The sequence below is a fragment of the Lentzea miocenica genome (assembly GCF_033949945.1).
Taxonomy (GTDB): domain Bacteria; phylum Actinomycetota; class Actinomycetes; order Mycobacteriales; family Pseudonocardiaceae; genus Lentzea; species Lentzea miocenica.
In genome coordinates, this window is the sequence record NZ_JAXAVW010000004.1 from 278,130 (window position 1) to 294,601 (window position 16,472).

Consider the following 16,472-nt stretch of genomic DNA (forward strand, 5'->3'; position numbering starts at 1 on the left):
AGATGCCGTCGCGCTCGCTCTCACCCCGGTGGGAGCGGGCGCTGTGGATCGCCGGTCTGCTGATCGCGCTTCTGGTCCTCAAGCAGGTGTTCTTCCCGTTCGCCAAGGGAAGCCAGTACTACCTGATCATCTTCCTGGCGGTGACCCTGCCGCTGGTGTTCCTGGCGTACGGCCGCGGGCACACGCCGCCCTGGTGGGACTGGGTGCTGGCGGGCCTTGCCTTCCTGGCCGGCGCGTACCCGCTGTTCGGGGGCTTCGACGAGTTCCTCAACCGGCAGGGGCAGCTCTCGACGCTCGACGTGATCGCGGGCTCGGTGCTGCTGGTGCTGATCCTGGAGGCGTGCCGCCGCACGACCGGCTGGGTGCTTCCGGTGGTGTGCGTGGCGTTCATCGCCTACGCCTACTACGGCGGGTTCCTGCCGCCGTCGTGGTCGATCTCGCACTCCGGCGTCGACTTCCCGCAGATCATCAACGGCTTCTTCAACGACTTCAGCGGGTTCTACGGGACACCGCTGGACGTCGCGGCGACCTACATCGTGCTGTTCACGATCTACGGTGCCGTGCTGAACGCTTCCGGTGCCGGGAAGTTCTTCGTCGACATCAGCTTCGCCGCGTTCCGCAAGTCCCGGACGGCGCCCGGCCGTACCGCGGCGACGGCGGGGTTCCTGCTGGGCACGGTCTCCGGTTCCGGCACGGCGACGACCGTGTCGCTGGGCGCGGTGACGTGGCCGATGCTGCAGAAAGCCGGTTATCCCAAGGAGAACGCGGGCGGGCTGCTCGCGGCGTCCGGCATCGGGGCGATCCTGTCGCCGCCCACGCTGGGCGCGGCGGCGTTCATCATCGCCGAGTACCTCCGGGTCTCGTACCTGTCCGTGCTGATCTGGGCGATCATCCCGACGCTGCTCTACTACCTGGGCATCGCGCTGGCGGTCGAGGCCGACGCACGGCGGTTCGGTGCGAAGCCGGTCGACGTGGACGCGCCGAGGTTCTGGGACGTGCTGAAGCTCGGCTGGTACCACTTCCTGTCGCTCGGGATCATCATCGTGTTCCTGGCGCTGGACATCCCGGTCTACAAGGCGGTCGTGTACGCCACGGGTGTGGCCGCGTTGTTCGCGTTGATCAACCACCGGCGTGACTGGTTCCGGCTGATCGCAGACGCGCTGTCCATCGGCGTGCGCTCGGCGTTCCCGGTGATCGCGGTGTGCGCGGCGGCCGGTGTGGTCACGTCGACGATCACCAAGACCGGCCTGGGGCAAGCGCTTGCGGGGTCGTTGGTCGACCTCGCCTCGGCGGTGTCGTCGTCACCCGTGGTCGTGTTGATGCTGACCGCGGTGCTGGCGGCCGTGGCGGTGTCGGTGCTCGGCCTGGCCGTGCCGGTGACCGCGTCGTTCATCATCTCGTGGGTCGTCATCGGGCCGGCGTTGATCACGCTGGGCGTCGAGCCGGCCGAGACCGCGATGTTCATCTTCTACTACGCGGTGTTGTCCGAGGTGACGCCGCCGACCGCGCTGGCTGCGGTGGCCGCCGCCGCGCTGACCGGCGGCGATGTCATGAAGACGATGTGGCAGACGTGGAAGTACACATTGCCTGCGTTCCTCGTGCCGCTGGCGTTCGTGCTGACCGATTCCGGTGCCGCGTTGTTGTTGCGCGGGCCGTTGCTGGACTCGGTGTGGGCGTTCGGTGCGTCCGCTCTGGGTGTTGCCGCCCTGGCTGTGCTGACGGGCGGCTGGTTGTTCGGTCCCGCGCGCTGGCCGGAACGCGTTCTGTGCGTGCCGGCGGCGTTGTTCCTGCTTTACCTGCAGCCGTTGACGATCGCCATCGGGGCTGGATTCCTCGTGGTGGCCGTGGCGGTACACCTGGTTACCCGTGGGAGGGTTCGTGATGCTGCGTAAGTACGCGATCGGTGCGATCGCACTCGCGCTGGCTGTTTCCGGTTGTGGTGGCAAGCGCACACCCACGACCCCGGACGCGTCGGGCGGCGGCGCGTCGTGTGAGGCGTCCGAAGGCCGGATCACGATCGCGACCGGCAACTCCGGTGGCGTGTACTTCGTGGTCGGCGGCGGCCTCGCCAAGCTGATCTCCGACAACTCGAAGCTGAAGGCGTCTTCTGCCGAGACCGGCGCGTCCGTGCAGAACATCCAGCAGCTCGTGTCCGGCACCTACGACATCGCGTTCTCGCTGGCGGACACCGCCGCGGACGCCATCAACGGCAGCGGTGCGTTCAACGGCAAGAAGGAGAAGATCGCGGCGCTGTCGCGGATCTACCCGAACTACACGCAGGTGCTCGTCCGGGCCGATGCCGGGATCAACTCGATCGCGGACATGAAGGGCAAGCGGATCTCGACGGGTTCGCCGAAGTCCGGCACCGAGGTGATCGCGGGCCGGTTGCTGAAGACGGCGGGTCTCAACATCGACTCCGACGTGCAGGCGCAGCGGCTGGACCTGACCAAGACAGCGGACGGCATGAAGGACGGCAGCATCGACGGCCTGATCTGGTCGGGCGGGTTGCCGACGCCGCAGATCACCGACATCACCACGTCGCTCAAGGACCGGGTGAAGTTCGTCGACATCACCCCGCTGCTGCCGGAGATGAAGAAGATCAGCCCGGTGTACGACACGGCCACGATCCCCGCCGCGACCTACGGGACCTCGGACGTTCCGACGATCGTGGTGCCCAACCTGCTGCTCGTGCGCGAGGACTTCGCGGCCAACAACGCGTGCGCCGTGACCAAGCTGATCTTCGACAAGAAGGCCGACCTGGAGAAGGTGCACCCGGCCGTGAAGGACATCGACAGGGCCAAGGCGGCCTCCTCCGACCCGGTCCCGCTGCACCCAGGAGCGAAGCAGGCGCTCGGCTGAACTAGGCTCGGGCATCGTGCGCGTCCTGGTCATCGGGTCTGGAGCCCGTGAGCATGCCCTTGTCCTCGCGTTGTCGCGCGATCCGCAGCTGACTGCTTTGGCGTGCGCGCCTGGCAACGCCGGCATCGCGGGACACGCCGAGATCTACGGCGTGGACGTCGCAGATGCTTCGGCGGTCGCCGCTCTCGCGAAGGAGTGGAAGGCCGACCTCGTCGTCATCGGCCCCGAGCAACCGCTGGTCGCCGGGGCCGCCGACGCTGTCCGTGCGCTCGGCATCCCCTGCTTCGGGCCGTCCCGCGCGGCGGCGAAGATCGAGGGGTCCAAGGCGTTCGCCAAGGACGTCATGAACGCGGCGGGGGTGCCGACCGCGCACAGCGAGGTCGTGGACAACCCGGCCCGGCTGGACGCCGCCCTGGGTCGTTTCGGCCCGACGTGGGTCGTGAAGGACGACGGCCTGGCCGCCGGCAAGGGCGTCGTGGTGACGTCCGACCTGGCGCTGGCCCGTGCGCACGCCATGACGTTGCTCGACGGCGGGCACCCCGTGCTGCTGGAGTCCTTCCTGGACGGTCCTGAGGTGTCGCTGTTCTGCGTCACCGACGGCGTTTCCGTCGTTCCGCTGATCCCGGCGCAGGACTTCAAGCGCGTGGGTGACGGTGACCACGGCCCCAACACCGGTGGCATGGGTGCCTACGCGCCGCTGCCGTGGGCGCCGGAGGGCCTGGTGCCGGAGATCGTGTCGCGGTGCGTCCAGCCCGTCGTCGACGAGCTGCGCGCCCGTGAGACGCCGTTCGTCGGGCTGCTGTACGCGGGCCTGGCGCTGACGTCGTCCGGCGTGCAGGTGATCGAGTTCAACTGCCGCTTCGGCGACCCGGAGACCCAGTCCGTTCTCGCCCTGCTGAAGTCGCCGATCTCTTCTCTGTTCCTGGCGGCGTCGACCGGGACCCTCGCGGAGCTGCCGGCTCTGGAGTGGGAGAACGGCTACGCCGTGACCGTCGTCGTGGCCGCCGAGGGCTACCCCGGCCGTCCGCGCACCGGCGACGTGATCACCGGTTCCGAGGCAGAGGGCGTGCTGCACGCCGGCACGCGCCGCCGTGAAGACGGCGCCGTGGTGTCCGCCGGCGGCCGCGTGCTGTCGGTCGTGGGCACCGGCAAGTCGCTGTCCAAGGCCCGCGAGCGCGCGTACAAGCGGATCGCGGACATCCACCTCACCGGCTCGCACCACCGTTCGGACATCGCGTCGAAGGCGGTCGACGGCACCATCACCGTCCCGTGAGCCTGCTCGGTTCGCTTCTGGGCGGAGCCGTGGGCGACGCGCTGGGCGCGCCGATCGAGTTCTCGTCGATCGACGTGATCCGCCGGCTCCACGGCCCAGAGGGTGTCGTCGACCTCCCTCAGCTGGAGATCACCGACGACACCCAGATGACCCTGTTCACGCTGGAAGGCCTGTTGCTGGCCCGTGAACGCGGGACCGACCCCGTTGCCACCGTGCACGCCGCCTACCTGCGCTGGCTGCACACGCAAGGCGGCCCCGTCGTGGCTTCCGACGGACGGCTGATGGCGGACCAGCGCCTGCACTCACGGCGGGCGCCGGGCCACACGTGCATCACCGCGTTGCGGCACAACGAAAAGAACAACTCCAAAGGCTGCGGCGGCGTGATGCGCGCCGCCCCCGTCGCCGTGTGGTCCCGCGACACGCGCGAGGTGTTCGGTTTGGCGGCGGAGACGGCGCGCCTGACCCACCACCACCCCAGCGGCTACCTGTCCGCGGGCGTGCTGGCAGTGATCGTGCAGGCGTTGCTGGGTGGTTCCGACCTGCCCAGCGCGGTCGCTCTGGCGCGCGCGGAACTGGTCCGCTGGGACGGCCACGAGGAACAAACCTCGTTGCTGGACAAGGCAGTGGCGCTGGGCCCACTGACCCCGGAAGAGATCGAATCCGAACTGGGCGGCGGCTGGGTGGGCGAAGAAGCCCTGGCCATCGGCCTGCACGCCGCCCTGGTGTCCCCAGACTTCACTTCGGCACTGCGCGTCGCCGTGAATCACTCAGGCGACTCGGACTCGACCGGCTCGATCTGCGGCAACATCCTGGGCGCCCGCGACGGCGTCACCGTGATCCCCGAGTCGTGGCTGTCGGTCCTGGAACTGCGGGACGAGATCGAACGCCTGGCCCTCAGCTGGTGACCGGAATCCACAACTCGGCCTTGGCCGTCTCACCCGCGATCCGCGTGCGCAACATCGACGGCCCCTCAACACTCTGGTAGCTGTTCGACGGGAACCACTGCGTGTAAACGTCCCGCCACATGTGCTGAATCGTCTCGGGATAAGGCCCCTCACTGGTGAACACGGCCCACGTGTTCTTGGGCACCGTCATGGCCTGGAAGTCCTCCGGGGCCTCCTTGTCCGTGACCACGCCGTGGAAGTAGTCGAGATGATCTCCTTCCTCGACGCCCTCCTGGTTGTAGGTGAGCGCGACGAGCCCCTCCGGCTCCCCGTCACCGAGGGCTTTCATCCGCTCCAACGCCGGCATGCCGATCCCCTTGATGAACTCGACGATCGCGGGGTTCATCCCCAGGTGCACCAACGGCACCCGCGTCCCCCGGCCGACCACCTGGAACGCGTCCTTCTCCACAATCCGGTACTCCATGCTCGTACTCCCCTCCACAATCAGCTTGAACGTGAGAATCTGCTGCGACCGCAACGCCTTCTTGTTGCTGCGAGCCTCCTGCGGCCCAACTCCGTGCATGGCCCTGAACGCCCGCGCAAAGGCCTCGTTGGACCCGTAACCCCACTTAGTCGCAATGTCGAGCAGCGACTCGTGTCCACTGAGGACCTCCGCCGCGGCCTTCGTGAGCCTCCTGCGCCGGATGTACTCGCTCAGCGGAATGCCCGCCAACGCGCTGAACAGCCTGCGCAGGTGGTACTCGCTGGTGCCGGCGATCCGCGCCAGCAACCTGACGTCGACCTCGCTCCCGAGGTCTTGCTCGATGCGGGCCATGGCCTCGTTGAGTCGCTCCAACACGTCCCCAACGCTATGGGCTGGGCAGCGGCGGCACCCGACTTCCTGTGCCCGGTCCGATCGCCTCACCCAGCCCCGCCACGGGCCGCGACCTCGCTCGGGACTCAGAGTGATGTGGAACCAACTAGGGGTGGTCTTCGTCCAACCACAGGTACGTCTTACGCAGGCGTTGGTAGCCTGCGAAGCGGGACCGAACCGTTACCAACCGTACGGGGGTAGGACGTCGTGACACAGGAGAACGCGGGGGCGGATGCCGTTCTCGGTGCCGCTGCGGGACTGGCTGGTGGCGCGATGGCCGGTGCGGTCAGCGCGCTCAAGGCCGCATCGGCGGTCATGGACAGGCTGTCCGCTGGTCCGTCGACCCAGCAGTTCCACGTCGAGAAGGACACCGTCATGAGGGCGGGCAAGGTCGTCCACGACCAGCTCGATCTCCTGGAGAAGGCGTACAAGCAGAACGTTCCCAAGCTGCGGATCCCGGCCAGCGGTGACAGCGTGTCCTCGGACGTGGTGGAGGCTTGGAACGACCGACTGGTCTTCCACGACGACTCCTATGCCAACAGAATCACCCTCTACATGGAAAAACTGCGCAACCTTTCCGACCAGTTGAAGGAGTCTGCGCAGCAGTACGGCTTCACTGAGGACGAGGTCACCGCCGTGTTCAGCAAGTCGAAAGAGTGACGATGCGCGTATCCAAGCTTGCTGCCGTGGTTGTCATCGCGGCGGCTGTTTCGGCTTGCACGACCAGCGGCGAGAAGGGGAATCCCACTCCTGCTCCGTCCACCGGCTCGTCCAGCAACGATTCCGGGACCAAGTTGCCGGAACGTCCGCAGGCTCTCAAATTGGATTCGGTGGATACCTGCAAGTTGCTGACCGCGGATCAGATGAAGCAGATCAGCGCTGTTTCCGCGGACCCGGTGCAACTGGACCTGGTGGAGGGTAAAGAGTCACCGAGCTGCGATTATGGCAGCGACGGAGGCTTCGGTTACCAGGTCGGCGCGGTGACTCACAACGGCGTTTCCTACTGGCTGGACGGTGGCGGCAACGTTGACGCGAAAGCGATCAAGGTTGGCGACTACGGCGCGGTGCAGGTCAAGCTCAAAGGTGGCTCAGGATTCGACTGCTCGGTGGCGATCGATGTCGCTGACGGTCAGCAGCTGATGGTCAGCTACATTCCGACCACCACCAAGGAGAAGGACCAGTCCGTGTTGTGCGGGAAGGCTGAAAAGGCCGCGGGTCTCGCGCTCTCGACGCTCAAGACATTGAAGTGAGGGGGAGCCATGTCGGGTTATCGGCAGCTCAACGACTGGAACTTCGACGGCTGGTCCAATCAGCAGCTCGCGGACGAGGTCCAGAAGTTGTCCGGCAACACGGTTGCTTCGCGGTTCGGCGAGGCGTCTGAGGCGCTGCGGACGTTGGCCAACACGCTCGAGTCCATCGACCAGACGATTCGCGGGCAGCTCGCAGACCTCGACATCGCGTGGGGTGGCGCGACCGCCGAGAAGAGTCATGACCACACCGACGTGGTGGCCAAGGGCATCGACGACGGCAGCCAGGCGTCGCAGCAGAACTCTCAGGCCATTACGCAGCAGGGCGAGAGCACCAGCACCGCCCGCCACAGCACGCCTCCCGAGCAGGACCTCCGCGGCGACACCGAGCAGAACTTCAAGGACAAGGTCGGCGGTTTCTTCGGCATCGAGACCGACCACGCCGCTGAGGTCGAGCAGACCAACAAAGCGCGTCAGCAGGCCATCGACACCCTCAACGGCTACGTCTCGAACAGCCAGGGCTCGCTGGACGGCTTCCGCGCCCCCGACAAGGCTCCGGACATCGTGGTCACCAGCGGTGCGGTCGCCACGCCCGTTGGACCCCCAGTCGGCACCCCCACCGCAGGCACGCCCGGCATCCACGGCGGCCCCGGCTTCACCGGCACCCCGGGCAGTCCCGGCTCGCCGGGCGTCCCGGTCGGCCCCACCCCGAACATCCCCGGCAACGCCACGGGCATCATCCCCGGCGGCGGCACTCCGACTCCCCTCGCGGCAGGCCCCGGTCTGCCGAAGCCGTTCATCGGCCCCTCGATCGGCATCACCGCCGCAACCGCGGCCGCATCCGGTCTGGCCGGCGCCACGGGTGCCGCACGCGGAGCCCAGGTCGTGGGCGGCGGACGCGGGCCGAGCCAGGCGCCGAAGACGCCCATCGCGCCCGCCGGACCGAAGGGTGCGCCCAGCACCATCGGCGCAGGTGGCGGCAAGGGTGGTGGCGCAGGCGGCGCTGGTGGCGGGGCGGCCGGCGGGCCTGGTGCTACCGGTGCCGCTGGCAAGGGTGCGGTCACGCCTGGTGGCGCGGCTGGTGTCGGGCCTGAGGCGAACCGGGCCGGCGCTGCTGCCGGCAAGGGTGGCGTTGGTGGTAAGGGCGGTGGGTCGCTCATGTCGCCCGCGGCCAGTGCGGCCAAGGGTGATGGCGAGGAGGACGGCGAGCACGTGCGCAAGTACGGCGTCGACTCCGACGAGATGTTCGGCGATGACCGCATGGTGGTGCAGTCCGTCATCGGCGAAGACCCTAAGGATCAGTAATCCCTTGAGTTCACCAGGTTCTGTGGTTTTGTCCACAGTGGAGTTCGCCGTGGTCTGGGAGGCGCAACGCCTCCCGGCCGCGCACGTTGCTCTGGACACGCGGATTCCCTCCGTCACCCACACGGAGAAGGCCGAGGTGGTGAAGCGGGCCTGGGAGTCGTTGGAGTCGCGTGGGCTGGCGCGCAACGGGCGGGTTGTGCCCGAGCTCGCGGACGGGTTCGCGTTGCTGGCCAACTCGACCGTTTCCATCGACCTGTGGATCTGGGCGGATCGGCAGATCAGCGGGCTCGCCGCGGCCATTGGTGACGAGGCGATCCTGGCTGTGCAGGATCGTGACGAGATGTGGTTGATCGAGGCCCGCGGGACTGCTCTCGCGGAGGCCGCGGTGTCGGTCGCCGGGGAGATGCCTGCCGGGTTCGGGCGGTCGATCAGCCTGCCTTACGACGATCTGGTGGCTGCGGCCAAAGGTGTCGGGCAGGACGCTCAGCGGTTGATCACGGCGTTGGAACGGCAGGGAATGCGGCTTGGTGACGCGCAGGAACTTGCCGGAATGCTTGACGGCACGTCCACGCGCGGGCAGTTCGGTGTGCAGCGCAACGGGCGGCGTGCTGGTCGCGTTGTTTCTTTTCACGACACGCACAACGGGCGTTATCTTCGCCAGCTCAAGCCGAGCAGTGACGGGCGAAAGTGGTGCACCATCACGCCGGTCGACAACCATCGCCTCGCGGGTTCCATCTGGGAGCTCCTGCAAGAGGTGTGATCGCGGAACCCCTGGACGTGCCCGCCCGTCGAACCTGAGGGGCGGGCACGAACGAGCGAATCGGCGCCCTGCCTGGCGCAGTTCGTTCTAAGGTCTTCGAGGAGACATGAGGGGGTAGGCGCGCATGGCTGTGGCGAAGTTCAACAGCGAAGCCATGGAACAGTGCCGCACGACCGTGAGCAGTCAGGCCGGGCAATTCGGCGCGATCGGTGACGGCTTTTCCAATCAGTACGGCAATTCGGACATTTTCGGAAAACTCGGCGCTTCCGGCGCTGTTTCGAGTGCGGTGACCGCAATGGATCAGGCGGGCACGCAGGAGTTCGAGGCGGCGGAGAAGGTGTTGCGCAAGGTCGAAAGCGCGCTCGACGCGATTCAGACCAGCGTGCAGGACGTCGAGGAAGCCAACAAGAACTCCATGAAGGCGGTGTGACGTGAGCGCGATGGACGAGGTCGCGGCGCTGCCCGGCGGAGCGGAGCTGGCCGCGCTCGCGGACAAGATCGAGACCGCGCAACCGCAGGCCGTGCGCGACATCGCGAACCGCTGGAAGCAGGCGGCCGGCAAGTGCGGTGACCAGACGAACGTCCTGCAGCGGTCGGTCAGCCAGCTCGACGGCGGCTGGGAGGGCAAGTCGGCGGACGGTTTCGTCGCCTACATGGGCAACCTCACCAAGTGCGGCACGTCGATGGCGGACGCGCTCAACGGTGCCGCGGCCGACCTGGAGGCGGCCGCGAACGCGTTGGACACCGCGAAGTCCTCGATGAGCCGCATCTGCGAGACCCTGCTGAGCCGCGCCCGGCAGACGCGCCAGCAGCTGCACAACCAGCCGCAGGAAGACGTCGACAGCATCATTCGCAGCTACTGCGCCGAGGCCACGAGCGACGCTAAACCCGTTGTCTCCCAAGCGGAAAACGCCGTGAACGCGGCGGCCGGCACGCTCAAGGGCCGTCCAGGCTCGCTGGCGCCGAAGTTCTCCGGCCTGCAGGACCCGGCCACGCAGACCTTCGTCCCGCAACCCGGCAAGCCTGTCGAGTGGGCGCCGAGCGCGCCGCCGGACGACTCCACCAAACAGTCCACAGCGGACTCCCCGCCGCAGCCGACGCCCACGACCTCGAACCACGGCGGTGGTGGTGGAAGTGGCGGCGGCGCATCCGGTGGCGGAGGCGGCGGTGGTGAGGGCGGCGGCGGAGGCGGCGGCATGGGCCCCAGCGGCGGTCCGCCCTCCGGCAGCCCACCTCCCGGCAACGTCGAGGAGTGGATCCGCGAGGCCATCAAGATCCTGCAGGCCAACGGCATCCCGGTCACCGACGCGAACATCGACGAGATCTGGAAGATCATCGAGAAGGAGTCCAGCGGCAACCCGCACGCCATCAACCTCTGGGACTCCAACTACCAGGCAGGGCACCCGTCGAAGGGTCTGATGCAGTGCATCGACTCGACGTTCAACGCCCACAAGCTGCCCGGCCACGACGACATCTGGAACCCGGTCGACAACATCATCGCCGGCGTCCGGTACACGTTCTCGCGCTACGGCGGCTTCGAAGGCCACCCCGGCCTCAAGGCGATGTCCCAGGGCGGCGGGTACCAGGGTTACTGACCGGATCCGCACCGGGGAGTTAGCCTGGCGGCATGCTGACCGTGGCCGCCCGCGCCGACGTCCCGCCCTTCCACGTCATGGACGTGCTTTCCGCTGCCGCACAACGGCAGCGGACGCACGGTGACGTGATCTCGCTGGCCGCGGGGCAGCCTTCCAGCTCGGCGCCGCGGCCGGTGCGGGAGGCGGCGGCGAGGGCGCTCGACGACCACGCGCTGGGCTACACCGAGCAGCTCGGGATTCCCGAGCTGCGAACGGCCATCGCCGGGCACTACCGGCGCCAGTACGACCTGGACGTGACGGCCGACGACGTGGTCGTCACGACCGGGTCGTCTGGCGCGTTCACCCTGGCGTTCCTGGCGGCCTTCGACGCCGGCGACCGGGTTGCCCTGGCACGGCCCGGATATCCCGCCTACCGCAACATCCTGAAGGCGCTCGGGTGCGAGGTCGTCGAGCTGCCGTGCGGGCCCGAGACGCGGTTCCAGCCCACGGTCGAAATGCTCGACGAGGACCTCAAGGGCGTGATCGTCGCCAGCCCGGCCAATCCCACCGGGACCATGGTGGACGTCGGCCCGATCGCACGGTGGTGCGCGGACAACGGCGTGCAGCTGATCAGCGACGAGATCTACCACGGCATCAGCTACGGCGAACCGCTGCGCTGCGCCTGGGAAACGTCGAGGGAATCGATCGTCGTCAACTCGTTCTCGAAGGCGTTCGCGATGACGGGGTGGCGGCTCGGCTGGATGCTGCTGCCGGAACGCCTGCGCAGGGCCGTGGACTGCCTGACCGGCAACTTCACGCTGTGCCCGCCCGCTCTGGCGCAGTACGCCGCCGTCGAGGCGTTTCACCCCGACGCCTACGCGGAGACCGCGCAGCACCTCCAGCGGTACAAGACCAACCGGGACCTGCTGCTCGAAGGCCTGACGAACCTCGGGATCGACAAGCTGGCGCCGGCGGACGGCGCGTTCTACGTCTACGCGGACGTCCGGCACCTGACGGACGACTCGATGGGCTTCTGCAGGAAGCTCCTGGACGACACCGGCATCGCGATCGTGCCCGGCATCGACTTCGACCCGGTCGACGGGCACCACTTCGTGCGGATGTCGTTCGCGGGCGCCACCCAGGACATCGAGGAGGCGCTCCGCCGTCTCAAGGCCTGGATCTAGATCGCAACAAAGCGGGCCCGCCGAACGTTCACAGTGCGGAGAAGGGGAGGGACCCATGTGGGCGATCATCGGGTGGCTGGTGGCGATCTGGATCGTGCTGGCCGTCGTCGGAGCCGTGGTGAAGGGCCTTTTCTGGCTCGCTGTGATTGGAGGACTACTCCTCGCAGGCACGGCTGCTTACGGTGCGATCAAATCCAAGCGGTGACCCTGGTCTAAACGGGACACACCACTCACCATGAAGCGGTGTTGCAGTCCACCGAGACCCGCCTCGAGCGGTGGGAACGAAAGGTCGAGTGGCCGCTGACGGCTCTCGCCCTGCTTTTCCTCGCCGCGTACACGTGGCAGGTCTTTGATGATCACGGGAGCATGCACTTCCCGCTCGAGATCGTGTTGTGGCTGGTCTGGGCCGTGTTCGCGGCGGATTACGCGACCCGGTTCAGTCTCGCCGAGAACAAGATCCGGTTTCTGAAGACGCACATCTTCGATCTTGCCGCGGTCGTGTTGCCGATGGTCCGGCAACTCAGGGTCCTCCGGCTCATCACCGTCATGACCCTGCTGAACAAGAAGTTCCAGCACAAAATCCGGCAACGGGTGAGCATTTACGTCGCCGGCGTGACGACAATCGTCGCTTTTTGCGCCAGTCTCGCCGTGCTGGACGCCGAAAGGCACGCCGAAAACGCGAGCATCACGACGTTCGGCGACGCCCTGTGGTGGACCATCACCACCATGTCGACGGTCGGCTACGGCGACCGCTACCCCGTCACGGTCGAAGGACGGCTGGTGGCGGGTCTGCTCATGGTCGGTGGCATCGCGTTGCTGGGTGTCATCACCGGCACGATCGCCAGCTGGCTGGTGGAGAAGCTGCGCGGCGTCGAGGAAGCCGAACTCGAGGTCGCGCAGGAGCTCCGGAACCTACGCGCCGAGATCGCCGAACTCCGCGCGGAGCTCAACACGCGCAGCGGCAGCTGACGTCCACAGCCGCGCGTCGATCCCGAACGCCAGCGCGCCGTCGATGTTCGACTGCCGGTCGTCGAAGAAGATCAGGTCCGCGGGAGCCGCACCCAGCACGGTGCACAGGTGTTCCCAGATCGCCACGTCCGGCTTCGCGCACCCGAGATCGCCGGAGAAGATCAGGTGCCGGAAGTGCTTGGCCCACGGCACCTTCTCGGCCAGCCGGGCGAACGTCACCGGCGCGTTCGACAACAACGCGAGCGGCACGCCCAGCGAGTCCAGGTCGTCGATCAACGCGACGGTGTCCGCCACCGGGTCGTCCAGCCATCCGGCGTTGTCCAGCGCGGTCAGCTCGCGCACGGCCGTGTCGTCGAACGACAGGTCCAAAGAGGACCCGATCAGCGACCAGTAGTCGGCGTCAGGGCCGCCGCGGTCGTAGGCGTCCCGGTCCCAGTACGCGGCCTCGAAGGCCTCCAGGGACACCCCGAGCCGCGCGGCGATCGCGGGCAGCGCCGGGTTCCGCTGGCTGATGACCTCGCCGAAGTCGAACACGATCCAGCGCATCTCAGGCGTCCTCTCGTAGCCGGCGCAGCACCTCGGCGATGTCGGACGAGCCCACGTCGCCGTGCGTCACGAACCGGACCTTGCCGGACATCGGACTGGCGAAAACCCCGACCTCCCGCAACGACAACAGCGTCTTGTCCGGGTCGGGAACGGAGGCCAGCACGATGTTCGTGGCCGGCTCCGGCACGTCCCACCCCAGCTCGCGCAGCCCGGCCGCCAGCGCCGACGCATGAGCGTGGTCGTCGGCGAGCCGGGAGATCCGGTCCAGCGCGACCAGACCGGCAGCGGCCAGGACGCCGCCCTGCCGGACCCCGCCACCGAGCATCTTCCGCACGCGACGAGCCTCGACCACGAAAGCCGCGGACCCGGCCACCACGGACCCGACCGGCGCCCCGAGCCCCTTGGACAGGCACACCTGCACGGTGTCCGCCCCAACGGCCAGATCAGCGGGCGACACCCCAAGTGCCACCGACGCGTTCCACAGCCGTGCACCGTCGAGGTGCACAGCCAGCCCGATGGACCGTGCCGTCGACACCAACGATGCGTGCTCGTCAGCCGTGGTCACGGTGCCGCCGGAAGCGTTGTGCGTGTTCTCCACGCACAACAACGTGGTGCGAAGCCCGTAATAAGGAGACTCACCACCACCAGCGGCCACCACGGCTTCCGGAGACATCACGGGCAGCGCGTGCGGCATCCCACCGGCCAGCCAGGCGGCGGTCCCCAGCTCGGCGTCCAGCACGTGCGCGCCGAGCGGAGCCAGGAACCGGTCACCGCGGTCGAGGTGCAGGAACAACGCGATCAGGTTGCCCATCGATCCGGAGGGCACCCACAGGGCGGCTTCGACACCGAGAAGCGCGGCGACCCGTTCTTCCAGCGCGGCCATCGTCGGGTCGTGGTCCAGCACGTCGTCGCCGACCTCGGCCGAGGCCATCGCGCGACGCATCTCCTCGTCCGGCTGGGTGACGGTGTCCGAGCGCAGGTCGATGGGGATCACGACGCCGATCACATCACATCCGGTGAACGACCGAGGGGGTGATGTAGCTCTCTCCGGTGGTTCGTGCAACCGTTGTTGCCTCAGATTCCGTCCGGTAAGTGCAACTCGTAGAACGAGCGGAGAGCAGTCCGCGTGGATCAGCGCGACGAGCAGGAGTTCGCGGAGTATTTCGTGGCTCGCCGTGAGGCCGTGCGCCGAACGGCATACCTGCTGTGCGGCGACTGGCACCGCGCTGACGACTTCGCGCAGACAGCGTTCGTAGCGGTGCACAGGAGGTGGCGGAAGATCCGGGACAAGCAGGCTCTCGACGCCTACGTCCGTCGCACCGTCGTGCGCGCGGTGATCGATGAATCACGCCGTCCGTGGCGGCGCGAGAAGTTCACCGACGAGATGCCTGAACCACCGACGACGGACAACGAGATCGGCGAGACGGTCGCGACGCGCGAGGCGTTGATGAAGGGCCTGCGCAGAGTCCCGCCGCGGCAACGGGCCGTGCTCGTGCTGAGGTTCCTCGAGGGCCTCGACGTGACGGCCACGGCCGAGACGCTGAAGTGCTCGGAAGGAACTGTGAAGAGTCAGACCGCCCGTGGGCTGACCGCGTTGCGGGAAGCTCTTGGCGACGCGATCGACGACCTGCGACCGGCCTCGTGACCGGCGCGGTGACCACCAGCGAGAGGAGGACGTAGATGGACGAGCAGAAGCTCGCGGACCTGTTCCGCGACGCAGCGCACGACGCACCACCGGCGTCCTTCGACGCGGGTGACGTCCGGACGGCTTCGCGCCGCGCCACCATGCGCAGGCGCAACTCGATCGCCGCCGGCACCACCTTGGTCGTGGTGCTCGGTTTCGGCGGTGTGATGGCGGGTACCAACTGGATCAGCCAGGACCGGAGCAATTCGACGAGTGCGGGTTCTGGGCAAGCGCAGGACAACGCGGCACAATCGCCGCTGACGGAGCAGATCAACCCGCAACAAGCGAAACCCCCCACGAACTTCTCTGGCGACCCGTCCACGCAGGGGGACGGGGAATCGCCGGGAAGCACTGGCCTTTCGGCTGGTGAACGCGCAGTGCAGGGCTGCGCAGGTGTGGACCGAGAGCTCGCCGACGCCCTCGCCGTCGAGCTTTCGGTCTCACCGGACTTCGCGGAGCCCCCGACGGTGACCTGTTCGCCGAACTCCCGCGCGGCCACGTTCAAGATCGACGGCCTTACGCTCACCGCGATCGTCACGCCGGAGTCCTTCGAGCCGCCCGCCGGCGCGCGGACGGAGAAGGTGAAAACCGCGAAAGGCCAGGACCTCTACGTCTTCACGCAGGGAGATGGCGAGCTGAAAGGCCAGGCCAAGCGGTTCGCCGACGCACTGGCCCCCAGGTTCTGATCGTTCGCCAAGTACCCTGGCGCGACTATGACGGCAGCAACCCCCAAGGGTGAGCGCAGGCGGCAGGCGCTCGTCGAGGCCGCGGCCGAACTGCTCGTGGAGGGCGGATTCGACGCGATCAGGCACCGCGCGGTCGCCGAACGCGCAGGTCTGCCGCTCGCGTCGACCACGTACTACTTCGACTCGCTGGACGAGCTGATCACCGCCGCCGTGGAGTTCCACGCGCACGCCGAGCTGGCGAGCTGCCGCGAACGCCTGGCGACGATCTCGGACCGGCTGACCGACGACGACGTGCTCGTGGAGCTGGTCCTCGACCTGCTCGTCGGCCAGGACGTCACCGACACCGAGGCGATGCTGCTGCGCTACGAACGCCTCGTCGCGACCGGCCGCCGCCCGTACCTGCGGCCGTTGATGCGGGTGCTGTCCATGGAACTGCACTCGCTGATCGCCGAGATCTTCGCCCGCTCAGGCCGTGACATCGCGCCCGACCGGGTCGAGGAGTTGATCGCGCTGGTGGACGGTTCGATGGTGAACGCGTTCATCGAACTCAAGCCGGATCCGCGCGGCGTCGCGGCCAGGATGCTCCGTTCGGCCCTTTCGCGTCACGGATGATGCAACCTCGCGTTC

The 16,472-nt window shown here is 67.8% G+C and carries 19 protein-coding genes; 16 read left to right on the plus strand and 3 right to left on the minus strand.

Translation table 11 applies throughout. The features are described 5' to 3' along the window. Nucleotides 1–2 precede the first annotated feature (2 nt). From SK803_RS07165 to SK803_RS07180, 4 genes are read left to right on the plus strand one after another with little or no spacing between them, the layout of a single operon-like run. Entirely contained in the window at nucleotides 3–1,892 is a 1,890-nt protein-coding gene (locus tag SK803_RS07165; RefSeq protein ID WP_319965044.1) for a TRAP transporter permease, read from the plus strand. Next, on the plus strand, nucleotides 1,882–2,859 hold the full coding sequence (locus SK803_RS07170; RefSeq protein WP_319965045.1) for a TAXI family TRAP transporter solute-binding subunit: 978 nt from the start codon (nucleotides 1,882–1,884) through the stop codon (nucleotides 2,857–2,859). Before SK803_RS07165 ends, SK803_RS07170 begins: the two co-directional genes overlap by 11 nt. Before the next feature lie 16 nt (nucleotides 2,860–2,875). Next, complete coding sequence (gene purD, locus SK803_RS07175; protein WP_319964981.1) at nucleotides 2,876–4,132, plus strand: phosphoribosylamine--glycine ligase; 1,257 nt, start codon at nucleotides 2,876–2,878, stop codon at nucleotides 4,130–4,132. Continuing rightward, on the plus strand, nucleotides 4,129–5,037 hold the full coding sequence (locus SK803_RS07180; protein ID WP_319964982.1) for an ADP-ribosylglycohydrolase family protein: 909 nt from the start codon (nucleotides 4,129–4,131) through the stop codon (nucleotides 5,035–5,037). The genes purD and SK803_RS07180 overlap by 4 nt, the downstream gene beginning before the upstream one ends. Here SK803_RS07180 and SK803_RS07185 read toward each other — a convergent pair. Then, entirely contained in the window at nucleotides 5,027–5,875 is an 849-nt protein-coding gene (locus tag SK803_RS07185) for an AraC family transcriptional regulator (protein WP_319964983.1), read from the minus strand. The two genes, SK803_RS07180 and SK803_RS07185, sit on opposite strands and share 11 nt — an antisense overlap. A 222-nt stretch (nucleotides 5,876–6,097) precedes the next feature. Here SK803_RS07185 and SK803_RS07190 point away from each other — a divergent pair, with 222 nt between their 5' ends. From SK803_RS07190 to SK803_RS07230, 9 genes are all read left to right on the plus strand, one after another. Continuing rightward, nucleotides 6,098–6,550 (plus strand): hypothetical protein, encoded by a 453-nt coding sequence (locus tag SK803_RS07190; protein WP_319964984.1) that lies wholly within the window; start codon nucleotides 6,098–6,100, stop codon nucleotides 6,548–6,550. Between the two features lie 2 nt (nucleotides 6,551–6,552). Continuing rightward, the gene (locus SK803_RS07195; protein WP_319964985.1) at nucleotides 6,553–7,140 is read left to right on the plus strand and encodes a DUF3558 domain-containing protein; all 588 of its coding nucleotides are present in this window, start codon (nucleotides 6,553–6,555) and stop codon (nucleotides 7,138–7,140) included. Between the two features lie 9 nt (nucleotides 7,141–7,149). Continuing rightward, on the plus strand, nucleotides 7,150–8,442 hold the full coding sequence (locus tag SK803_RS07200; RefSeq protein WP_319964986.1) for a hypothetical protein: 1,293 nt from the start codon (nucleotides 7,150–7,152) through the stop codon (nucleotides 8,440–8,442). Between the two features lie 22 nt (nucleotides 8,443–8,464). Beyond that, on the plus strand, nucleotides 8,465–9,202 hold the full coding sequence (locus SK803_RS07205) for an ESX secretion-associated protein EspG (protein ID WP_406601491.1): 738 nt from the start codon (nucleotides 8,465–8,467) through the stop codon (nucleotides 9,200–9,202). A 124-nt stretch (nucleotides 9,203–9,326) separates the two neighbouring features. Further along, nucleotides 9,327–9,632, plus strand: coding sequence for a hypothetical protein (locus SK803_RS07210; protein ID WP_319964988.1), 306 nt, complete (start codon nucleotides 9,327–9,329; stop codon nucleotides 9,630–9,632). 1 nt (nucleotide 9,633) lies between these two features. Then, on the plus strand, nucleotides 9,634–10,797 hold the full coding sequence (locus tag SK803_RS07215; protein WP_406601492.1) for a transglycosylase SLT domain-containing protein: 1,164 nt from the start codon (nucleotides 9,634–9,636) through the stop codon (nucleotides 10,795–10,797). Between the two features lie 32 nt (nucleotides 10,798–10,829). Next, a complete protein-coding gene (locus tag SK803_RS07220) occupies nucleotides 10,830–11,960 on the plus strand; it encodes a pyridoxal phosphate-dependent aminotransferase (RefSeq protein WP_319964989.1) in 1,131 nt (376 codons plus the stop codon). A 55-nt stretch (nucleotides 11,961–12,015) separates the two neighbouring features. Next, a complete protein-coding gene (locus SK803_RS07225) occupies nucleotides 12,016–12,165 on the plus strand; it encodes a hypothetical protein (RefSeq protein WP_166049133.1) in 150 nt (49 codons plus the stop codon). A gap of 38 nt (nucleotides 12,166–12,203) precedes the next feature. Next, a complete protein-coding gene (locus SK803_RS07230) occupies nucleotides 12,204–12,929 on the plus strand; it encodes a potassium channel family protein (RefSeq protein WP_319964991.1) in 726 nt (241 codons plus the stop codon). Here the strand turns inward: SK803_RS07230 and SK803_RS07235 are convergent. Both SK803_RS07235 and SK803_RS07240 read right to left on the minus strand, forming a co-directional pair. Continuing rightward, nucleotides 12,873–13,475 carry an HAD-IA family hydrolase gene (locus tag SK803_RS07235; RefSeq protein ID WP_319964992.1) on the minus strand — a complete coding sequence of 201 codons (603 nt, stop codon included), beginning with the start codon at nucleotides 13,473–13,475 and terminating at the stop codon, nucleotides 12,873–12,875. The genes SK803_RS07230 and SK803_RS07235 overlap by 57 nt on opposite strands. Before the next feature lies 1 nt (nucleotide 13,476). After that, on the minus strand, nucleotides 13,477–14,418 hold the full coding sequence (locus tag SK803_RS07240; RefSeq protein WP_406601495.1) for a threonine aldolase family protein: 942 nt from the start codon (nucleotides 14,416–14,418) through the stop codon (nucleotides 13,477–13,479). 183 nt (nucleotides 14,419–14,601) lie between these two features. Between SK803_RS07240 and SK803_RS07245 the strand changes: the two genes are divergently transcribed. Genes SK803_RS07245 through SK803_RS07255 form a run of 3 tightly spaced genes read left to right on the plus strand, consistent with a single transcriptional unit; the run spans nucleotide 14,602 to nucleotide 16,457 of the window. Next, nucleotides 14,602–15,120, plus strand: a complete 519-nt coding sequence (locus SK803_RS07245) for a SigE family RNA polymerase sigma factor (RefSeq protein ID WP_319964993.1) — start codon at nucleotides 14,602–14,604, stop codon at nucleotides 15,118–15,120. Between the two features lie 35 nt (nucleotides 15,121–15,155). Continuing rightward, the gene (locus SK803_RS07250; RefSeq protein ID WP_319964994.1) at nucleotides 15,156–15,845 is read left to right on the plus strand and encodes a hypothetical protein; all 690 of its coding nucleotides are present in this window, start codon (nucleotides 15,156–15,158) and stop codon (nucleotides 15,843–15,845) included. 27 nt (nucleotides 15,846–15,872) lie between these two features. Continuing rightward, on the plus strand, nucleotides 15,873–16,457 hold the full coding sequence (locus SK803_RS07255) for a TetR/AcrR family transcriptional regulator (protein ID WP_319964995.1): 585 nt from the start codon (nucleotides 15,873–15,875) through the stop codon (nucleotides 16,455–16,457). Nucleotides 16,458–16,472: the final 15 nt, after the last annotated feature.